Below are 18635 nucleotides of genomic sequence, written 5' to 3' on the forward strand. Positions count from 1 at the left end.
ACGAATGATTTCGGGACTGGTTTTAAAGTACTTGAAAGAGGCAAGTCTGGTCATCGGAAAAAGCTACGCAAGCCCCCTGCACGCCTAAACCTAAATTCCTCTGACAAGACCATGGCAGCCTTTCAATGAGATCATGCTGAAACCTATTGGAGGACTAAATCTCTGAGAACAAAAACCGGAATCTGCGTGTTCGTCAATTGGCCTCATAGTTTGCGACACATCCCCAATATTCAAGGGCACGGTGACAGCAGGCCTCGATTTGTTAGTGTGTGTTTGCAACGGCTCCGCGGTAATCACCACCGTAAAGTCAAATTCAAGACTGGTTTCCCAATTCAGCTCGGCCAATTCAGATCGTGAGCGCGTTGGGCGGATGTGAGGCCGTTCTGGAAATAAGCTTCGTAGTATTCGTTCTCGACCCTATGTGTCTGAAGCCAAACACCCGGTGCGTGAACTGCTTCACAATGGGCCGGAAAGCGCCCGTGTGTTTCGTAAATGTAGGTGCAGATATCGCGGGCGCATTCGATTATGTCCTGCTCGTATTCGCCCGCTTCTTCCAGATACTTGGCGCCAAAATCGTCCTTGTAGATTTGGCTGAACAGCGCGTCGTTCTTGTAAATTCCGTCGGGACCGAACTTGCCTGCTACAACTGCATCAACGGCATCGGACATTGACGAATAATAAGGCGGACATTTACCCTTGATCAGGTGCTCTCCATGATGGCGCAATCCCACCGCATGGGCACGGACATGCTTCATCGCCGCAACCGGCAAAGTATGCCAGCGGAGCAGATCCATCAGCCGCCATTTGGGTGTGACATAGTCAAACCCCAACATCTTACCGAATCTGTCGCTGAACTTCGGATCGCCCATCAGAACCGGTGGAGATATCGCGGCGTGAATCCAGCCGCCCAGACCCAGAGCCTCGGTCACAAGAAACAAGTTTTGCACCAGTAGATCAGCCTCGATCTGTGTGCGCATTTGGCCCAAGATCCCCAGCGGAATCTTGATATCCGGGTTCAGAAAACCCCTGTCGATCCACTTCTTGACACCAGCGGGCCGATAAAAATTTCGGTCATCCACGATGACCGGCCGCGCCTTGTCAGGCTGCGTTAGAATGTACATCAACGCATTAATGTATTGGTGAGATAGATCCACCACCGGGAAGAAAATGGTCGAACCCGAAGTGTTTGACAAAAAGCGGTTCGAATCGAGGTAAGCCGGAAAATCACGCATCCCTTCGGGCACGTCGACACGTCGGTCCAGAATTTGCACTTTTACCTGTTCTGCACGCTCGATCAATACCTCGGGCGTCCAGCTTTCGGTCCCACCTTCAAGAGGTTCAAGCCTGCGCAGAAAGTAGGTACCACTGTCATTAATCATAAAGAAATGCGTACCTTGTGCATTGTCCGGGCTACCAGCGGTGCGCCCCTCCATCACAAGGTTCGGCTTCGACATGATCGGATCGCCGCTTTCGTCGTCGAAAAACGGCCGGTCAGGCATGGTCAGGCCCGTAACGCCGGTTGCGGCAATCAGGATCGCCTCTTGCAGCGGTGAAAGTGGCGAGCGCTCATTCTGAGATTCCCAACTGAGCGAACCGGCGACTACATTCGAACCGCGGCTGACACGCTTGGTTCTGCGGTTCCACAATGTCTGCGCCAGCGGGGCATTCAGAAAGGCGTTCAGCCCATTTTGAACTTTGTCCTTCGGCATTTCATTCCCCCTCAACCACATTCCAGGGCGCAAAGGCCGTCGCATTCTTTGGCAGAACTGTTGCAAACTCGGGGAAATGCCGCAGCAAAACGGATTTCATACCGTTTTTCGCCACCCACTCCATCCCAAGCGGCGTATAGATTTCCGGTCGAAAGTCTGTGGTCAAAAAGCGGTCCGACTGCAACCTGCGCGACGCCATTAGGATAAAGACACGAAACGCCGTGTCCGAGAATCCGAATCCGTCAGGCGGGGTTTCTCCCAACAGGCCAATCACCGTATCGACCTTGTCGATATCGCCATAGAGGTCCTTTAGTATTTGATTAGTCTCGGGGTTGGCCGTCAGGTCATCCCAGTTGGTAACACGAGGCATGTGCAGCCCTTCGCGGAACGCGTTGTATCGCGGTACGTGACGGGCGCGCGTGCGGACGATGTCTACCACCGATAAATCGATCAGCTCATCAAAACGTTCGAGGTTTTGTAGGGATTTCGGAAAGTTGTGCAATGTGATCGCACCGGGATGGGCAATACCCTGAGAATAAAGACAATCGCGCAGGCCAAGCTCACGCAATTGCTGGTCAGTCTCTTCGCCCTGGATCTCCAGAAAGCCACGGCGCGCTTTTTCCTTGCCTGATTGAAAATCATAGAAAATGTAATCGTCCGGGATTAATGGATGCATTCGGTAAACCGTCGCAAATTCTTCCGTCAGGGCGTAGCGCCCGGTGTGGTGATCAGGCTCAGTTTCCGGGATACCTTTAAGCGCGTGAACGTCAGTCAACCAGATGCCCAGGCGCGTCAACCACGACTTAGGCGGGCCGTACCAGTTGGTGTTCATTCCAATATCCAGCGCTTCGGTGCCGAGTATGGCTGGCGTCCATTCGACCGTGTGGATCTTCGCGATCAGCGCCGACACGATGAGGCGGGCGGTCTGATACACCCGTTCTTCGTCCATGTTGGGGTATTCGCGCTGCAACTCGTCACAAAGAACATTGTGCTCTCGGGCAAACAACGTGTGCAGGGTCGACAGCCCCAGCCACCAACTTTCGTTAAAGCCGGTCAGCTCAAATCCCTTCACATTCAAAGGCAGGTAGCCGTCTTTGGTCAGCTTTAGCTTGGGTCCGTTACGAAGTTTTTTCGCGGCCTCGGAATTGACGCCATAAACTTGCGAGCCATCCCACCAATGAGAGTTCTCGTTTGCAAACAGGATCGGATCATCTGCCCCCTCTTTCGGGATGTTTCCGGCGATGCGCATATTACGTTCCGGCTCTCCGTCCGGGCGGTTCTTCCAATCGGGGTAGCCATCTGGGACAGGAACGACGTCATCATCTTCGCCCAGTTTGCGCCGCTCGTGCGATACCCAGTCATGGACTTGAAACTGAATCCACGAGGCCGCCAGGATGTTCAGGATTTTGGCAGGGATAAAGGCCTGTCTGTCCATCAACTTCCGGGCTACCTCAATTGGGTTGGGGCTGCCGTCTGGCTGGGCCTGCGGTGGCATGTTTCTGCCAAAGGTTGCGCCCGCCGCACCCATCGTCGGATCCGACAGATCGTTATATGTGCCGTCATGAGTACGGTAAACGCGATGTTCGGGGGCAGGTTCAGGCGGCACCGCGCGCGCGCTTGGCACGGTTTCTTCCGGATCGGTGTCAATGAGATTCTTTTGCCTCAGATCATACCTGAGCGCGTCGAGGTTGAGCAGCTGAACCAAAAGAAACGGAATTTTGTGCCACGGAATCCTGCGGTTAACGGCGCGCAGTACGGATCGCGCGGCCGTTCCGAAGATTCTATTCTGAATCGGAGGCGGTGCGGCCTTGAACCGTTTGCCCTGCCGGTGCGAGGCGGATGCGTCATAAGCCGCTTTGCGCGCGCGGTTCAAGTTTCCCAAAGGACGGAACTCTTCCGCTGTATTCCACGGATTGAACCCTAGTTGCTCGATTTTCAGCGCCTCGGCTAGGGCCTGCGGTGACGACAGATCGCGCTTAGGCATTACCAATTCCGCCACCTTTATAGGCGCGCTGACCTGTTCGTCCCATTCATGCGCCGCGTCTTCGATAGGTGTTTGATCCTCTGAAACAAACCGCTGAACGAACAGGTCAAACACCACATCACCATTTGCCTGACGTGTGGCGTATTCTGAAGACAGACGCGACGCGCCAGAGTGGGTACCCTTCACCGCCGGCGCATCCGGTGCCGGTTTGAAAACGTACCGCGCTGCTTCGTTTCCCCAGGCAATAGCCCCGCGGCTCCAGTAGCTTTCCAACGCTACGCTGTCACATTCCCTGAGTGCGGTCCGCACATTGTCAAGCATCCGGCGTGTTTCAGAGAAGCCCAGAACAAAGCACAGGCGCACCAACCCCACTAGCTTTGACAACCTCCCACCGGACACCGCATGTGCGAAGACCACGAACTGGCGGGCATTGCGCGCGTGGGGAACAGGAAAATTCGTGGCCAGTAAGTCATGGTCAACGCCGTCAGCATCGCGAACGCGTACTGCCAATCCACGCAGGTCTTCTTCTTCATCGGATTGGGTTTGCGACGATGCGTTGGAAATCCGCACCAACGCTGGATACCGTTTGCCGGGTATCGCGAACCCCACCTCAAGGTCCTCTGGCAGGTCGTCGACAAACCTCAATTCAGCGCCTTCAAATGCGGCGATTGCCTTTTTATGAAAGGCGCGCTCGACCTTGGGCGCTTTGCCAGCCTTTGCAGACTTCTGCTGTGATGCCATCATCAGTTCGGCAAGCTGTTTTGTCTCTTTCAACTCTGCCTCGGGCGAGCCTCCGACATACACTTCGCGCCATTTTCGCAGGGAATCCGAGCTACCGTCCATGGTGGCCTCCTGTCTACAACCCGAACCTTGAACGAATGCCTTGCCAGATCGCGGCAAGCACACCTTCGGGATGGGGTGAATAATTCGGCAACGCCAGACGTGTAATCCGCGCGTCAATGAGGGTCGGTTTGCCGCTTGCCAGAGCCGCCGCAAACGCCTTCTCGAACTCGTCGAGCTTGTTGACCACGTATCCATCTGCGCCACAGGCTCGGGCGTAGGCGGCGTAGTCTGGATTGTCGAATTCGACAAGCCCTGTTTTGAAGAAAGCAGACAGCTGATACAGCTTGATCAGCTTGAATTCGCAGTCGTTGAAAATGACCCAAACCACTGGAATGTTGTATTGCACGGCCGTCATCAATTCGAACCCGGTCATCAGGTAAGAACCATCACCAACAGCAGCTACGACCGAACGATTCATCTCGGCATACTTTACACCGATCGCTCCGCACACCCCGATCCCCATCGGACCATAGGTTCCGGGTTTTCTAAAATTCTGGCCTTCTTTCAACTCAAGATAGTAGCCGGCCCAGGCCGCATGTGCGCCAGCGTCTGCCAACACAACACCGCCCGGCGGCAGCATTTGCGAAATCTTTTGAACCATTTCCCCCGGATGCAGTTGCTTTTGCGGGGAAATGATGAAGCGTTCATCGTAATCCTTGGGCCGGTAATCCCGTTCCGGCACGGGTCCTACCGAGGCGTCTAAACGATCATACAGACCTTGCAAGGTCTGTTTCGCATCCCCCAAAACGACGTGATCAGCTTTGTAGAACTTGTCAAACTCACCTGCGTCAATGTTGACGTGAAGCAGGGTCTTGTTTTCGAACAATCTGTCGAAAAAATCGAATGTCGCATGTTGCGCAAATGAGTTGCCGACCGCCAGCACCACATCCGCGTCGTCGAAAAGATCCCACGCTGCCTTGTGCCCTGAATCACAATAGAGCCCTATAGCCAATGGGTTTTCCTCGGCTACGATCCCTTTTCCATCCATTGTGGTCAGCAACGGTATCTGAAACCGCTCGATGAACGCCTTGGTGACATCATTGGCTCCGGCCAGGATCGCCCCAAATCCGGCAAGCATCACGACTTTTTTCTCAGCTTTGATCGCCTTTTCCAACACGCTTGCAGCACGATCCAGCGAAGCCGGATCAGGCGTCACACCAGTCTGCGGCATGCGCAGAGGCCTGAAGTTGGACACTTCGATCTTGGGGTCGGATATGTCCTCTGCGACGGCAACATGTACTGGGCCAGGGCGACCTTCAAATGCGATTTCGATGGCTTTTTGCAACGTATCGATCAAGTCATCGGGGTCGGTTACAAGAAAATCTGCCGGTTCGCCGGACTGCGGGTCTTTTTTTGTGGCAGCACGAAACATCATCCGCGAATCCGGAGTGCGGGCAAGGCCAGAGGTTTCGTTCAATCCCCCCCTTCCCTGCCATGCCACCGTCGAATACCCGCTGATCGCCAACAAAGGATAGCTGTCGGTCAAAGCCACGCACATTCCTGAAATAAGGTTGAACGCACCCGGACCGGCAGTGGCAAAACACACGCCTAGATTTCCGGTAAACATCGCGTGACCGCAGGCCATGAACGACGCTCCCTGTTCATTTTTGGCTATAATGGGTCTGATCTTTTCCGATGCGTCGAGCGCAAGCATCAAACCGGCTGCATTTTCGCCGGCACCGCCATAAGCGGCGTCTACCCCAATGGTTTCAAGCGCGGCGACAACCGCTTCGTAGACACGCATTCAATACCACCCAATAAACTTTCAACAATATGCTGCGATCATAGCAGAAATTGTCTTTTTAAGAAACAGAGCGCCCGTAAACTCGTGCATAGGTGGCAGGCAAGATACTAATTCTGGCAGCGCAATCGAAAAGCCGGGGTGAATTTAGGTCCCCTTCGCGTCCTAGCGCTGTCCTTTTGACATCAGGTCCGGATTCTGGTCAGCGACCTTTCGAACCACGTCCAGGGCTGTTGGCAAATTGGTCGTATCAATCCCATCCGGCTTTTGATTTGTTTCGTTCAGGTACTCCAGGAAGCGAAGCAAATTGCTCAGCGACTCTCCGTTTTCCGGGTTTACGGACAGGGCATCTGCGAACCATCTTGCGGGATCTCGGTAAGGAGGTGAGACATCGTGTGAACAGCAGAGCATGGCATCCGTCACGCCCAGTGCGTTGCGGTAGTGGGTATCGGTCGGGGACAACGTCGCCGCCTCAAGAAAGGATACGCGCGCAGCCATCCAGTCTTTTTCTTCCGAAGCCTGAATGAACCCTATCAACGCATGGGCCAATGCCCTGAGTTCCGGTTCATTGAGGGTCAACTCACTGTCCAGATAACGCTTTAGCGCGGCCTGTGCCATTTGCACTGTCCCGTCGGACACAGGCGGAAACTCATCGGACAACCGGTTTTGCCGCAGCCTTAGAAACCCGAGCGCACCATTCAGAAAATCAAGTTCGGGCAAGCTACTATGGAACAGATGCGAGGCTTCGGGGTTGATGCGAATGTATCCCTGGTTGGGATGGCCGCCGAACATGTCATCCACCTTGATCCAACCAGGTTCGGCCCCAATTTCAACACTGAACGCTCTTCGCTCGTTCGGCTCAAAGAGCAGCTCGTCGCTGGAGGCCTCAAGATCAGGACTACTGTAGACTTTGCTGGCCTCGATAAACGTAGTGTCGATGCGTTGGAACAACTCTTCGGAAACCACGCGCGGTGCAAAAGTCACGTCGAGCGCAGGTATCGAAATCGACATCGGCTCGCCGGACTGGCCAAGGTAAGCATGCAGAAATTCTTCGGCGAAGTTATTAGAAACAGGTTGCACGGCTTCGTATTGATCCGTGAGACGGCGAAACCCCCGGAGTCTGGACTGAACGAAAATCTGGTCCTCTTCCAAAAACATGCGACCCTGCAAGAAAACCAGAATTTGCCCCTCACGCAATGGCTGCGACGCCCCGCCTGACAATAACAGGCCCAGAACAACGTCAGGATCGCAAACACCATCCAGGAACATATGTGCGACCACTCCAAGACTGCCATAGGTCGGCTGATGCCAGCTATCCAGTTTGAAAAGCCAGCTGAACCGTCGTGCCGTCTTCTGCAGTTTCGCCAGTCGGCCCCTGTCACCTGACGACACATCGGCCGAGGTCGCCAGATACTCCAAAGGAACGATGTTTGCTGCAGAGCCCTCAAAAAGAAACGGATATTCGCACGCGGTAAATCCACCGGCCTGGACGGGTCGCGAATCCGACACAACGCCCCCCAGAGAAAACAGAGTAACGGAAACGGCCAACCCTGCACGCGTCATGAATGACCTGATTGCGTGTTCCATTATTGACCTCCTCCATCGGTTTGAGTTGGAAGCGGATCAACACAGAGCCCCTTGTCGTCAGCGTCACTTCCGCGAATTTCTCGAAGAATTGGAAGTGTACTCTGGTCCCCAAAACTGTTCAGCGTCTCTCGATAAACACGATCCGCCCCTTCGCGAGCGAAATTGCCCAGCGCCTGCCATTCGTCCGGCTCCAGTCCAAGGTAGTCAGGCCTTGGTTTTGCTGCGTCAAGCGTTCCGATCGCATCACAATAAAACGCACGAGAACGTAACAACATTGTCTTTTGCTCTTGGGTTTGAACCGCAGAGTCAGCCGCCCTTTCGTGCCGCAATCCCAGCGCCAAAGCAGAGAACAGACGCAACTCGGCATTGCCCCGAAACAGTTTATCCAGCCCTGCATCGATCTGGGCCTGCTCGTAGAGGGCCTCGTGGTAACCCTGCATACGGGGCGGCTCGACGTTATGGAAACCGTAGTGGCGCAGGGGAATGACCACATACGCCACGATGATGTCACCCCCGCTGACTCTGGCACCGACTTCTAGCAATACCCGTTCGTCGTTCAGAACTCCTGTGACGTCGGCATCATAGGTATTTCGATCCCGCAACCGACGCTGCGGGCAGTAGATCACCTTTGCAAGAGACCCAAGCGAGGCGTCGGCCTTGTCAAAGTGCATTTCGAATGCAGCAAGCAAGGCTCGCCGTCTGCGTTCGCTGATCGGGCTGACCATATCCATCGAACCTATAAGCAATTTGTCGTTTCTTGCCGTGTCATCCGGGCAACCCTGAAGCCCCGCGTGCACGTCCTCACCCAAAAGAAAGATTACGATCAAGCCCACCACAACTCCCCTGCACATCTGCGAGAAGCTCTGTTTAGAAGGTTTGCAATTCACCAGAACATCCACCATTTCTGCGCCCTTTGGTTTGCTCTTTCGATTTGCTCCAATGCCGCCTGAATTGCCTTTTGAAATTCCGGCTGCGCATCAGCAGGCACCCCTGCATATGTCAAATCCGCGCCGAGGCGTTCCAGCGGTTCCACAGCGTCGAGGCAACCTACGCTGCCAGCGATTTCAGAAACAACCTTACGCGTCCCCCACTTGAAAGTTTGGGTCGGATCATCAATCACGCGGATGATGACCTCGCAGGTTTCGTCGTTCGTTGTCAGACCCGCCTGTTCCAATCCCAGCTTTCCCCAGCTTACCTGAAACTCATTTCCATGGTCGATGAATTGGACCAGCGGAAATGCTGCAACGCTGCCGAAGCCCCCTAGCGCGAGCGCGGTCGCCTTGGATTTTTCAGCGCTATTCGCGAACTCATCACTGTTGAGGTCTAGAATGTAGGTCTTGAGCTTGTCCGCCGAGTCTGCAGTAAATTGCGCTCGCTTAAGATCCAGCTCAACGCTCTGAACCAACAGGTATACAAGAAAAAATGCGACCGAGGTTTTGATGAGTGAAGATAAAAGCTCTGCGAACCAGACCCTGGTCCCTCTGCTTCTGGGTTCGGGCGGCGTTGGTCGCTCTGCGTTCTCCCCGCTGCGGGCGTAAAGGAGTAGAGCCTCTGATCTTTCAGAAGCGTTTTCCTGGTTATTTGCTCCGTCAACACCCATGGTTTTGTCAGAACTAGCGATCCTGGGACTTGGCCAATCTTATCACAACAAATCAAAATTCAGAAGAATTCCTCCTGATATCAACTCATGCCAAGCATCTGGGCGCTGTTCGTAAGCGGGTCGTCCGGTCCTTCAAAACGGCGATTTTCGACATGGTCGACCCTCAAGCGGTGATTGACTTCAGAAATTGTGTTAAGGATTTCAGAGGGGTTTTCGGCAATTCATGAGGTTGAACATGTCTAACCGCCGGGTGAAACTGCGATATTTTTCGATTGTTTTGCTTCCAGTTCTGATATTCGGTGTTCACAAGCTGATCCAAGATCACATGATCGCATCGGAACTGGATATCCCGCTTAAGATCCTGAGTGATGAGAACACATGGCTTGAAGCGGTAGGCCGGCTCAGATTTCTTGCAGCATCTTGGTTCTTTGCGGCGCTTGCCGTTCTCGCCGTTGCCGTGCTGGCCCGCAGTTTGGTGCGACCGATGGAACAGCAAACCAGGGTAGCCGCCATCGTGACGACTTTGGCTGTCTTTTTGTTGGCACTGACGCCAACAATCCAGCAGTTCATAACATCCACCGCGCCCCGGATTTACTATCAGGTCGGCAAAACGGTTTTTGAAACGACCTTGGCCAAAGGTTCGCTACCCGGTTGCATGAACGCGAATGACACCTGGCTATTGGGCACTTGTGGTGAAAGCCCTGTATTTTCAATGTTTAACCGGGTTTTGGACATCGTCAATGCACTTGCTGGTCTGTCCGTTGGGGCACTGATTGCCGGTATGATCCTATGCCTGGCCTCCAGTGACAGCCATGATATCGAAGAAAGAGCCGAAGAACTGGCCGCCAACATGCATCAGATGCGGCAGCAATTGTACCTGTCCAGCCTCATTCTGACTTTCGGCATGTTTTTTGCTTCAAGCTGGATGTACTGGCCCATGCCCCTGATAGAGGACGGCGGAAAAGCCGCTTACGGGTCGCTGGTCAAAGCGTCTGCATTGTTTACCGGAACCTACTTTTGCCTGCTGCTGCTCAGCTTCTATCTTCCGGTCGCTTTGGTTCTGAACAGCCGCGTCAAAAGACTTGCCTCGCGGGCCCGCGGGCGCTCGCGAACCGAAGAAACCTTCGATATCGCCGGTTGGAAAGCCACTCATGGGCTCAAGGAAGGTACGGGCGAGATCCTGCGTGCCGGATTTGCACTTGTCGCTCCGATTCTGGCTTCATTTGCCGGGGGCATAACACCGTTGGCAGTTTGATTGCGCCATGCTCGCAACCATTTGACTTGGCACCAAAACTTGTGAACGGTCTACCAAACCGCAGCTAACTGTTTTGAGGCAGGAAACTGCCTATCTTCCACAGTCAACTTTCAGTTGTACCGATTTTCTGCTAGTATTTACTCGGGCCGAGAGAACCTAGTTCGGTCTGATTTCATATAAGGAAGTCGTTCGGTTTACCTAGTTTCGTCACAAACACCAATTTTTATTTTGAGATGAAATCTCTTAAGCAATCGGATGGCTTCGCCGCTTAGCGAGGTATCCTGAAATGCTTTTCACGCTCGGTCACGGTCAAAAGATTATCCTATCCACACAAGCCGCCCCCGGGGCTATGGCAGGTCTGGCGCCGTCGGTGCGCACCGATGCCGTATCCTATGCCCAGGCTACGGCAAACTCGCCGGTCGCGGCTCCTGCCGGGGCTATGGCCATGCCGCAGGATGGTTCAACGCCGGGCGGACCTTTTGGTTACTTCTTCCCCGACGCGCCCGAAATTTCGACTGACGATACGACGATTGGAAAGCTGGACGCGTTGGCGGATGCGATGGTCGAAGCCGACAATGATCCACCTCATGCAGACAGCCATATTCCCCCTGTATTCACCTACCTCGGCCAGTTTATCGATCATGATATAACGGCTAACATGGATCCCTCGGGGGATCAGTCAGTAATCGAACCACCCGCCGGAGGAACCCTGGACCCATTGCCCAGAAGTACCGTGACGGCGTCCCCGCTGAACCTTCGAAAAGGATCGCTGGGACTGGACAGCCTTTATGGTGACGGACCAGACAATGGACCTGCCGCAGTCAAGCTGAAAGACGCCATGCGGTCGCCCGGATTTCCAGCCATGATGCGTCTCGACGTACCCACTGACGTTGGTGGTCGTCCCCCGCTGCCTGCGGATGACGCCTGCGACCTGCTTCGGCTCGGCACCTTATTGGATCAAGGAACTTTGCAGGAAAGCGATATTCTGGGAACTCCAATCGAAAACGCGTTTGCCTCGAATGGCGTGATCAACCGGCGCGCAGCAGTTATCGGAGACGCACGCAACGATGAGAACCTTCTGGTTGCCCAACTCCACGCCGCGTTCCTGCGGTTCCATAACCGCGTTGTCGTCTGGCTTAGGGAACAGGCGGGTGCCCCCACCGGAGAAGAGGCCGTATTTGAAGAAGCCAAGAAGCTGACGCGCTGGCATTATCAGTGGCTTGTGATGAACATCTACCTGAACAAGGTATGCGACCCCGCCATGGTGGCTGAAGTCATCGCAAACGGTGCAGCAAGTTATGCGGCTTTCTTCGAGCGAGTGAAAACAGCCAGTGGAGGCTCTCTGCCTGCGGAAAACCTTCCATTGCCATTCGAGTTTTCTGTTGCAGCCTTCCGCTTTGGCCACTCGATGGTGAGGGGCGCGTATGACCACAACCGGTTCTTTGGCCGCGGACCATCGCCAATATTGCCGCAAGCGGGCTTCGACCTGCTATTCGCCTTCACCGGAGGCGGAGGGCTTGGCAATAACCCCACGCTACCAACGAACTGGATCATCGAGTGGGATCGGTTTACACTCGACAACCCGAACGAGCCCGACCACTTTGCGCGCAAGATCGACACCCAGTTGGCTCCGCCACTTGCCGATATGCGCAACGAACCATCCGGTGTCTTCAAACACCTTGCCCGTCGCAATCTTCGCCGCGGCCATCGGCTGAACCTACCGTCAGCTCAGGCCTGTATCGCGGAATTCAACACTGACAGCTATGGCGGCATCACCGCGCTGACCACCGCAGAGCTGACTTCGGGCGATACAGGACAGGCCGTTTCGGACGGAGGTTTCGAAAACGAAACTCCGCTTTGGTTCTATGTCCTTCGCGAGGCCGAGGTTCAGGCTGACGGAGCCCATCTGGGACAACTGGGCAGCCGCATTGTTGCCGAAACGCTGGTTGGTCTGACCCTATGTGATCCTTCATCTTACTGGCATCAATCCGGGTCCGACAACGGGCGTTGGCATCCACAGGACGGCGCCAAACCGGACGGCATCGTCGTGGATGATATCCCCGCGATGATCCGCGCCGCACTCTGGATGTAAGGAGAGCCCTATGGCCGACAACGCCCTGCCCGACCCTATTCAAACTGACGAACTGCGCCGAAAGTTGTTTGATCCTTCCGTTTCAGAGGAAGATCTGGCGGCCTATATGGTGCTCGATCCATCAGCCAGTCGGCCATTCGCCCCGGTCGTGCGGGTAAACCCTGCGTTGATTCAGCCCCCGCCCAGCGGTAGCGGCCTGAACAGCGCTTTGCAGGGTGCATTGGCTCTAGGAGGGTTGAATGACGTTTCCCGAGCACGCAGACGCCAAGCCTACCAGGCAAAAATTGCAGCTGGTTGGAACGGGCTGAAAATCGTTTCCGAGGGCGACAGCTGGTTTCAATACCCTTTCCTGTTGCAGGACGTCATCGACCATCTATCTCGAAAACACGCCATTCTGAGCCTCGGCGCAGCAGGAGATAAGTTGGACGATATTTCTGCACAAAACGAGTTGGTCACGGCGGTGTTGGCGGAGCGCCCGCATGTCGTGCTTCTTAGCGGTGGTGGCAATGATCTCGTCGGCGGCGGCAACCTAGCCGCCATTGTTCGCCCCTTTACTCCCGGTCTGGATGCTGAGGGTCACATAACGGACATGTTCGACCGCATTCTGGCCGACGTGAAACAGCATATGCGCAACATCACAAACCACGTGGCCGCAGCCGCGCCCGGTACACCGATCGTGACACATACCTATGATCACGCCATCCCCGATAACGGTCGTTGGCTTGGCCGCCCGCTTAACTCACGCGGCATCACTGACAAAGGCCTGCAACGCGAAATTGTGCGAATCCTGATCGACCGTTGGGCCGCAGCTTTGTTCAGCCTCGCCAAAGAACCGGGTCTGGCCGGGAAGCTCCACATTGTGGATTGCCGCGGCACCGTACCCGATACTGGTTGGGAAGATGAGCTTCATCCCGATTCCAAATCATTCGGCAAAGTGGCTCAGAAATTCCAGACAGTCATCAAACGGGTAACCTCTGACGCGCAACCCGCACAGGCACTTGGCGCGATGGGCACACTGCGACGTCCCGCACCCGAGGAAAACGCTCTCGGCGATACAGTTCTTTCGCTCGCCTACCATTTCGATGACACTATCTTGTTGTCCGAGATCGGACGCCGTGCGTCGCTGGAACGGGCCGTACCTGCGGGTGCGGCAATGGCTATGCAGCACGACGTCGCAAATGTACCTGAATCCAGCCTAGCCGGCGGGTACCCAACGCTTCGCCAACTGGGTGCCAGAATCCTCGGGCGGGCACACCGAGAGTTACACAGTCTGCTGTGTGGAACCGACGATGCCGACAAGGAAGACCGCAAAGCCCTGCGGGATGCCTTCAACATCGGACAAGGCGCGCTGGCCGCGGCGATTGCGGGCCTGCTTGCTAGCGGCCCTTTGGGCCTGACAGCCTTTGTCGCAGCCCCGGTCGCGGCAATCATCGTGCGTCGCTTCTTGGCACCCAGTTGGGAAGAAACTTGCACGCTGTGGGGCGAGAAACTGAATGGCGGAAGTACGGCACAAGCCAGCCTCAACGTCGCTCAGCACGGTATCCAGACTGTAAAAGCCAACCCAGACCGGTTCTGCGCGGCCTTTATGAAAAACTTGGATCCAAGCGAAGTTGAAACGTTAGAAGGATCAAGAGCGGCCTTGCTGAACAGCGCGAAATGGCCCTTTAATTCAAAGATCAAAGTGCGGTTCCTTGAAGGGACGGATCACCTGAAAGCCCGGGTTGAACATTACGCCCAGCTTTGGGTTGCTGGTGATATGGCGTCACTGACATTCGAATTCGTCACTGACGGTGACGCGGATATCAGAATTTCGTTCATTCAGGGCGCAGGCTCTTGGTCTCTGGTGGGGACCGAGTGCTTTTCAGAGCCTGATCAGACAAAACCCACGATGAATTTCGGCTGGCTGACAGATCAGTCCAGCGAGGAAGAAATTCGCGAGGTGGTGTTGCATGAATTCGGTCATGCCCTTGGGCTGATCCACGAGCATCAAAACCCCGATGGCGGTATTGAATGGAACGAAGCGGTTGTTTTGCAGGAACTGTCCGGCGCACCGAATTTCTGGGACGAGGCCACGATCCGGCGCAACGTTCTGGATCACTACGATCCAACTATCCTGACCCTGACAGAAATCGACCCGCATTCAATCATGATGTACCCAATACCAAACAAATGGACGATTGGGGACTTTGAAACCGGGTTCAATTCGGACTTCAGCCCGTCAGATCGCGAACTGATCCGACGTGCCTATCCGTCAATCTGAGGCCAACGGAAGATGCCGCAAAATGCCATGGCTCTGGTAATTGCGATCAAGCGTTATCCCAGTTTTGGAGGCAATGCTTCTTCGGGTTCGCGGGATCTCAAAGGCCCCGTCAATGATGCCACAACATTTATCCAGTGGCTGAAATCTCAGGGGATACCGGATGCTCACATCTTTGACGTAACATCAGACGATTTCCCGGCTCCTGGTCCAATTGGCCCCGCTCTGGCGGACCTTACCAATAAGCTTGACGACCTGATAAAGGTCGCCAAGGAACCGCCCGCGAAAGAAAGGCTGTATATTTATGTTAGCGGTCATGGATATGGCAGACGACGGACCGAAGGCGGGCTCTACCTCGCCGACGCGACGCCGGACAACCTCACCAACTTGTTTGTCACCGACTATTTTCACTGGTTCATGGATGCCGCCCGGTTCAAGGAATGCATCCTGTTTTATGACGCGTGTATGGATCAAGGGCGGCTAGCCTCGCCGGCGCCGATACATTGGCGGCGCGAGGTAGACCGAGCCAGCCACAATATCCAGGCATTAGGGATTTATGCGGCGCGTTTTGCGGGACGCGCTGTTGAACGCACAATGGAAAACGGTAAGGACCACGGTGCTTTTTCCTATGCTTTGAAGATGGCGCTGGACGGTGCTGCAGCGGTGGACGACGGGCAGGGCAGCCGGGTTATATCCAGTGAAAGCCTGCGCGACTATCTGATTGCAACGATGCAAAAACTGATGACAGACGATCAACGTCAGCACCCTCTGGTTTCGACAGAGCCTGATTTTGGTCCGTTTGACTCGGTCATACTGGTCAAAAACGCACCTCCTTTTCTGAAATCCGTCCAAATCTTGCTGCCCAGCCCGGTGGTCGGCAAAACACTGATCCTGGAAAATGCCAAACTCAAGGAAGAGGCTCAGATAGATGCCATTGACGAAAGCATCACGCTGGATCTTTCACCGGGTTTATACGTGCTTTCCGACGGCACCGGGTGGGAACGCGCATTTGAATTTACCGGCGCAGAAACCGAGATTGATTTGCGGAGAGCAGAGTAAGAGAAATGCCTAAACTGAGTGTACGCGCTGCAGATGAAACCACCGAAATCTTCGTTATTGCAGCGGATTTCGCCCTGCGCGGACGCGGGGCCCGACGGCTGGATCAGGATCTGCAGGCAGGCATTTACAAGGTACGCGCAGTTTCCGGCAGGAGTGAATGGCAACGAGTCATTGTTCTGCGTGAGGACACCACTCTCAACGTACCAAAGATCGAATTTGGATCTGCGGCCCCATTAGCCAGCACGAACCGGACACACGAAACTCATATGTATGCAGCCGAACAGGCTACGCCGCCGGAACAGGGCATTGTTGACGCAACCCCTGCCATTGCCCTGTCTTTGGGTCGGCGGCGCGCGCCCGTCCACAGCGGATCTTTTGTCTTCATGGCCCGTTGGTGGACACCTTGGAGCGATTTTGGGCCAATGAATCTGGACAATCCGGCTGAAGGGGCAAGCCTACGTACCGGTGGTGGCCGGGGCCTACTGCCTCTGGACCTGTCCACAGAAGAGGGCGACCAAACGGGTCCCACCCATGCAGGCCCCCGAATAGCACCCGAAGCGACTTGGTTCTCGGGTGATTTGTCATCGGACCGATATTCCGGTGCATCTTTGAACGCGGCACCCGGTATGTATTCCCTGTCTTTGTCCGATGGCGAAAGCAAAATCGAGCAGATGATTACCATCCTGCCCGGCTGGCGCACCCATGTATTCGCCCTTTATGAGCCGCCGATCGAAAATATCGAAGGTACCGCTACGAACGTAAATAAACGACTTGTGGATATTTCGATTCACCTCTCTCGCGACCGGATGTTTATGGGTGACGAAATGGCCCGACTGACGGATGCGGCACGGCTCGCGCTGGCGGATGAAAGGTCGACGGCGACAAACGAATTGCTGCGATACGTGGGCGGAAAGTTTGAAAACCCGATGCTCGGCCTGTATGGGGCCCATCTGTTGTTACTTCTCAAAGAAAAGAGTTCGGCCGCCAGCATACCTCGCCCGGTTGACTATAACGACAGTCTGTATCGCGAAGTTGTCGAAAACATCGCACGTATTTTCGGCGATCAGCACCCAGACATTATCGCTTTGCGCGGTCTGGGCAAAGGAATGAACACGATAAAATTTCCGCCAATGCTGTCACACAGTTGGTTGAAGCTTCTGGCGAGCTCCGTCGAACATCCGAACCTGATACCGCCAAGTCTTTGGCGCCGCACAGCCCTGCGTTCACGGATGCAACCCTTCTTCGCATGGCGCATCCCACAATATGGTGGTGATCGGATCATGCAGCGCGAGATCGAATTGACCCGCGCCATTCTTGAAGCCGCCGAAGAACGTGAGCGCTATGACGAAGCAGCGGCCGGTTTGAGGAGCGGCCGCGCCGACGCCTCGGCGCGCGAAGCGTTCCTGCGCGAATGCGTTACGCTATTTGAAGCTCCGCGCTCGGTCGTCGATCTGATCCTTAGGTAAAGAGCATTCAACTGTTCTAGAAAACCGATTTAGGGCGGCGGAGCCGGAACTGCGTAGATATCCCTGATTTCAGCCGACCACAGCCTTTCTCCGGTCTCAAGATCGTATGCACGCAATTGCATCGGTTCTTCCGAAAGTTCGCCATCCTGCAAACGTGCGTATGGCTGCAGTTCAACAAACAGCTTGCCATCGGATACGACAAAGGGTGAAAAACTAACCGGTAGGTCGACCGATCCAAGAACTTCAGTGCTGCCAATGTTATGCAGTTTCCAGCGATAAACGGTCCAGATTCCTTCGCCTTCCAAAGGTGCGCTTTCCAACAAGGTCATTCCGTCAGCAGACTGGAACTGCAGAGGGTTCGGTTCAGAGCTTTCTTCCGCTGGCTGTCCAGCCGCACCAGGACGACGGATCGAAAACTGAGGTACGGTGGGAAGCGCACGTTCGACGGTCGGTTCGACCATCGGGCGCACTGTTCCGTCCTGCGGCGACAACCGGACCTGGCCCCGGATTACAGTCTCTTCATCCTGCGCCTCGGCAGCAGTTGCGCCCGGAAATGCTCCCAGCGCTCCGGTCGGAGGACCCATTCCAGGCAGAACTTCGTTGGGCAGCATTTCGTCAGGGCCGCTCGCAAGCCCGCGCAGGGGCCGTTCACGGTATTCCCAGCGCAATACGGCTTCGCCGTCCATGGGTTCTGCCGAAACGCTGAAACCGCGGTCGGTCGTTGCGGCTAGACTTGATTGTACGCCGGCAGGAAGTGGAACCGTGCTTTCGCTTTGCACGGCCCCTTTATCATCGACCCGCAACATGCGGATTGCGACACCGTTGCCCGTATCTTTTGGCAACGCCTGGCTGAGAAGAAGGTTCTCTTTCAACAGCAACGGCTTATCTGCGTTTTCAGAATGCCAGATTTTGGCCCCGTCCTGCAGTGATATTGCGGTCACGCCGCCTTGGGGGGCCATGACATAGGCCCGTCCTCCCTCGGTATCGATGACAATGCCAGAGCTGAGTTCGATGCTTGTAGTCATAATCCTCTTCGCCTCCT

The 18635-nt window shown here is 55.0% G+C and carries 12 protein-coding genes; 5 read left to right on the top strand and 7 right to left on the bottom strand.

Annotated elements, in window-relative coordinates:
• Positions 1 to 332: 332 nt before the first annotated feature.
• The 6 genes from ACXAH8_RS22605 to ACXAH8_RS22630 all read right to left on the bottom strand — a co-directional run bounded on the left by ACXAH8_RS22605 (position 333) and on the right by ACXAH8_RS22630 (position 9464).
• Positions 333 to 1709, bottom strand: a complete 1377-nt coding sequence (locus ACXAH8_RS22605; protein ID WP_475220761.1) for a hypothetical protein — start codon at positions 1707 to 1709, stop codon at positions 333 to 335.
• Between the two features lies 1 nt (position 1710).
• Positions 1711 to 4536, bottom strand: coding sequence for a peroxidase family protein (locus ACXAH8_RS22610; protein ID WP_475220762.1), 2826 nt, complete (start codon positions 4534 to 4536; stop codon positions 1711 to 1713).
• 13 nt (positions 4537 to 4549) lie between these two features.
• Complete coding sequence (locus tag ACXAH8_RS22615) at positions 4550 to 6280, bottom strand: thiamine pyrophosphate-binding protein (protein WP_475220763.1); 1731 nt, start codon at positions 6278 to 6280, stop codon at positions 4550 to 4552.
• A gap of 162 nt (positions 6281 to 6442) precedes the next feature.
• Complete coding sequence (locus tag ACXAH8_RS22620) at positions 6443 to 7864, bottom strand: hypothetical protein (RefSeq protein ID WP_475220764.1); 1422 nt, start codon at positions 7862 to 7864, stop codon at positions 6443 to 6445.
• On the bottom strand, positions 7864 to 8766 hold the full coding sequence (locus ACXAH8_RS22625; protein ID WP_475220765.1) for a hypothetical protein: 903 nt from the start codon (positions 8764 to 8766) through the stop codon (positions 7864 to 7866). Before ACXAH8_RS22625 ends, ACXAH8_RS22620 begins: the two co-directional genes overlap by 1 nt.
• Positions 8748 to 9464, bottom strand: a complete 717-nt coding sequence (locus tag ACXAH8_RS22630) for a hypothetical protein (protein ID WP_475220766.1) — start codon at positions 9462 to 9464, stop codon at positions 8748 to 8750. The genes ACXAH8_RS22625 and ACXAH8_RS22630 overlap by 19 nt, the downstream gene beginning before the upstream one ends.
• A gap of 235 nt (positions 9465 to 9699) precedes the next feature.
• Between ACXAH8_RS22630 and ACXAH8_RS22635 the strand changes: the two genes are divergently transcribed.
• The 5 genes from ACXAH8_RS22635 to ACXAH8_RS22655 all read left to right on the top strand — a co-directional run bounded on the left by ACXAH8_RS22635 (position 9700) and on the right by ACXAH8_RS22655 (position 17593).
• Complete coding sequence (locus tag ACXAH8_RS22635; RefSeq protein WP_475220767.1) at positions 9700 to 10719, top strand: hypothetical protein; 1020 nt, start codon at positions 9700 to 9702, stop codon at positions 10717 to 10719.
• A 286-nt stretch (positions 10720 to 11005) separates the two neighbouring features.
• Positions 11006 to 12811 carry a peroxidase family protein gene (locus tag ACXAH8_RS22640; protein WP_475220768.1) on the top strand — a complete coding sequence of 602 codons (1806 nt, stop codon included), beginning with the start codon at positions 11006 to 11008 and terminating at the stop codon, positions 12809 to 12811.
• A 10-nt stretch (positions 12812 to 12821) separates the two neighbouring features.
• The gene (locus tag ACXAH8_RS22645) at positions 12822 to 15071 is read left to right on the top strand and encodes a GDSL-type esterase/lipase family protein (RefSeq protein ID WP_475220769.1); all 2250 of its coding nucleotides are present in this window, start codon (positions 12822 to 12824) and stop codon (positions 15069 to 15071) included.
• 12 nt (positions 15072 to 15083) lie between these two features.
• Positions 15084 to 16127: a caspase family protein gene (locus ACXAH8_RS22650; protein ID WP_475220770.1), complete on the top strand. Its 1044-nt coding sequence runs from the start codon at positions 15084 to 15086 to the stop codon at positions 16125 to 16127.
• Between the two features lie 5 nt (positions 16128 to 16132).
• Positions 16133 to 17593 carry a hypothetical protein gene (locus ACXAH8_RS22655; protein WP_475220771.1) on the top strand — a complete coding sequence of 487 codons (1461 nt, stop codon included), beginning with the start codon at positions 16133 to 16135 and terminating at the stop codon, positions 17591 to 17593.
• Positions 17594 to 17622: 29 nt separating this feature from the next.
• Here the strand turns inward: ACXAH8_RS22655 and ACXAH8_RS22660 are convergent, their stop codons facing one another.
• The gene (locus tag ACXAH8_RS22660) at positions 17623 to 18618 is read right to left on the bottom strand and encodes a hypothetical protein (protein WP_475220772.1); all 996 of its coding nucleotides are present in this window, start codon (positions 18616 to 18618) and stop codon (positions 17623 to 17625) included.
• Between the last annotated feature and the right edge of the window lie 17 nt (positions 18619 to 18635).

It is taken from the genome of Ruegeria sp. ABV3_008, assembly GCF_056161185.1.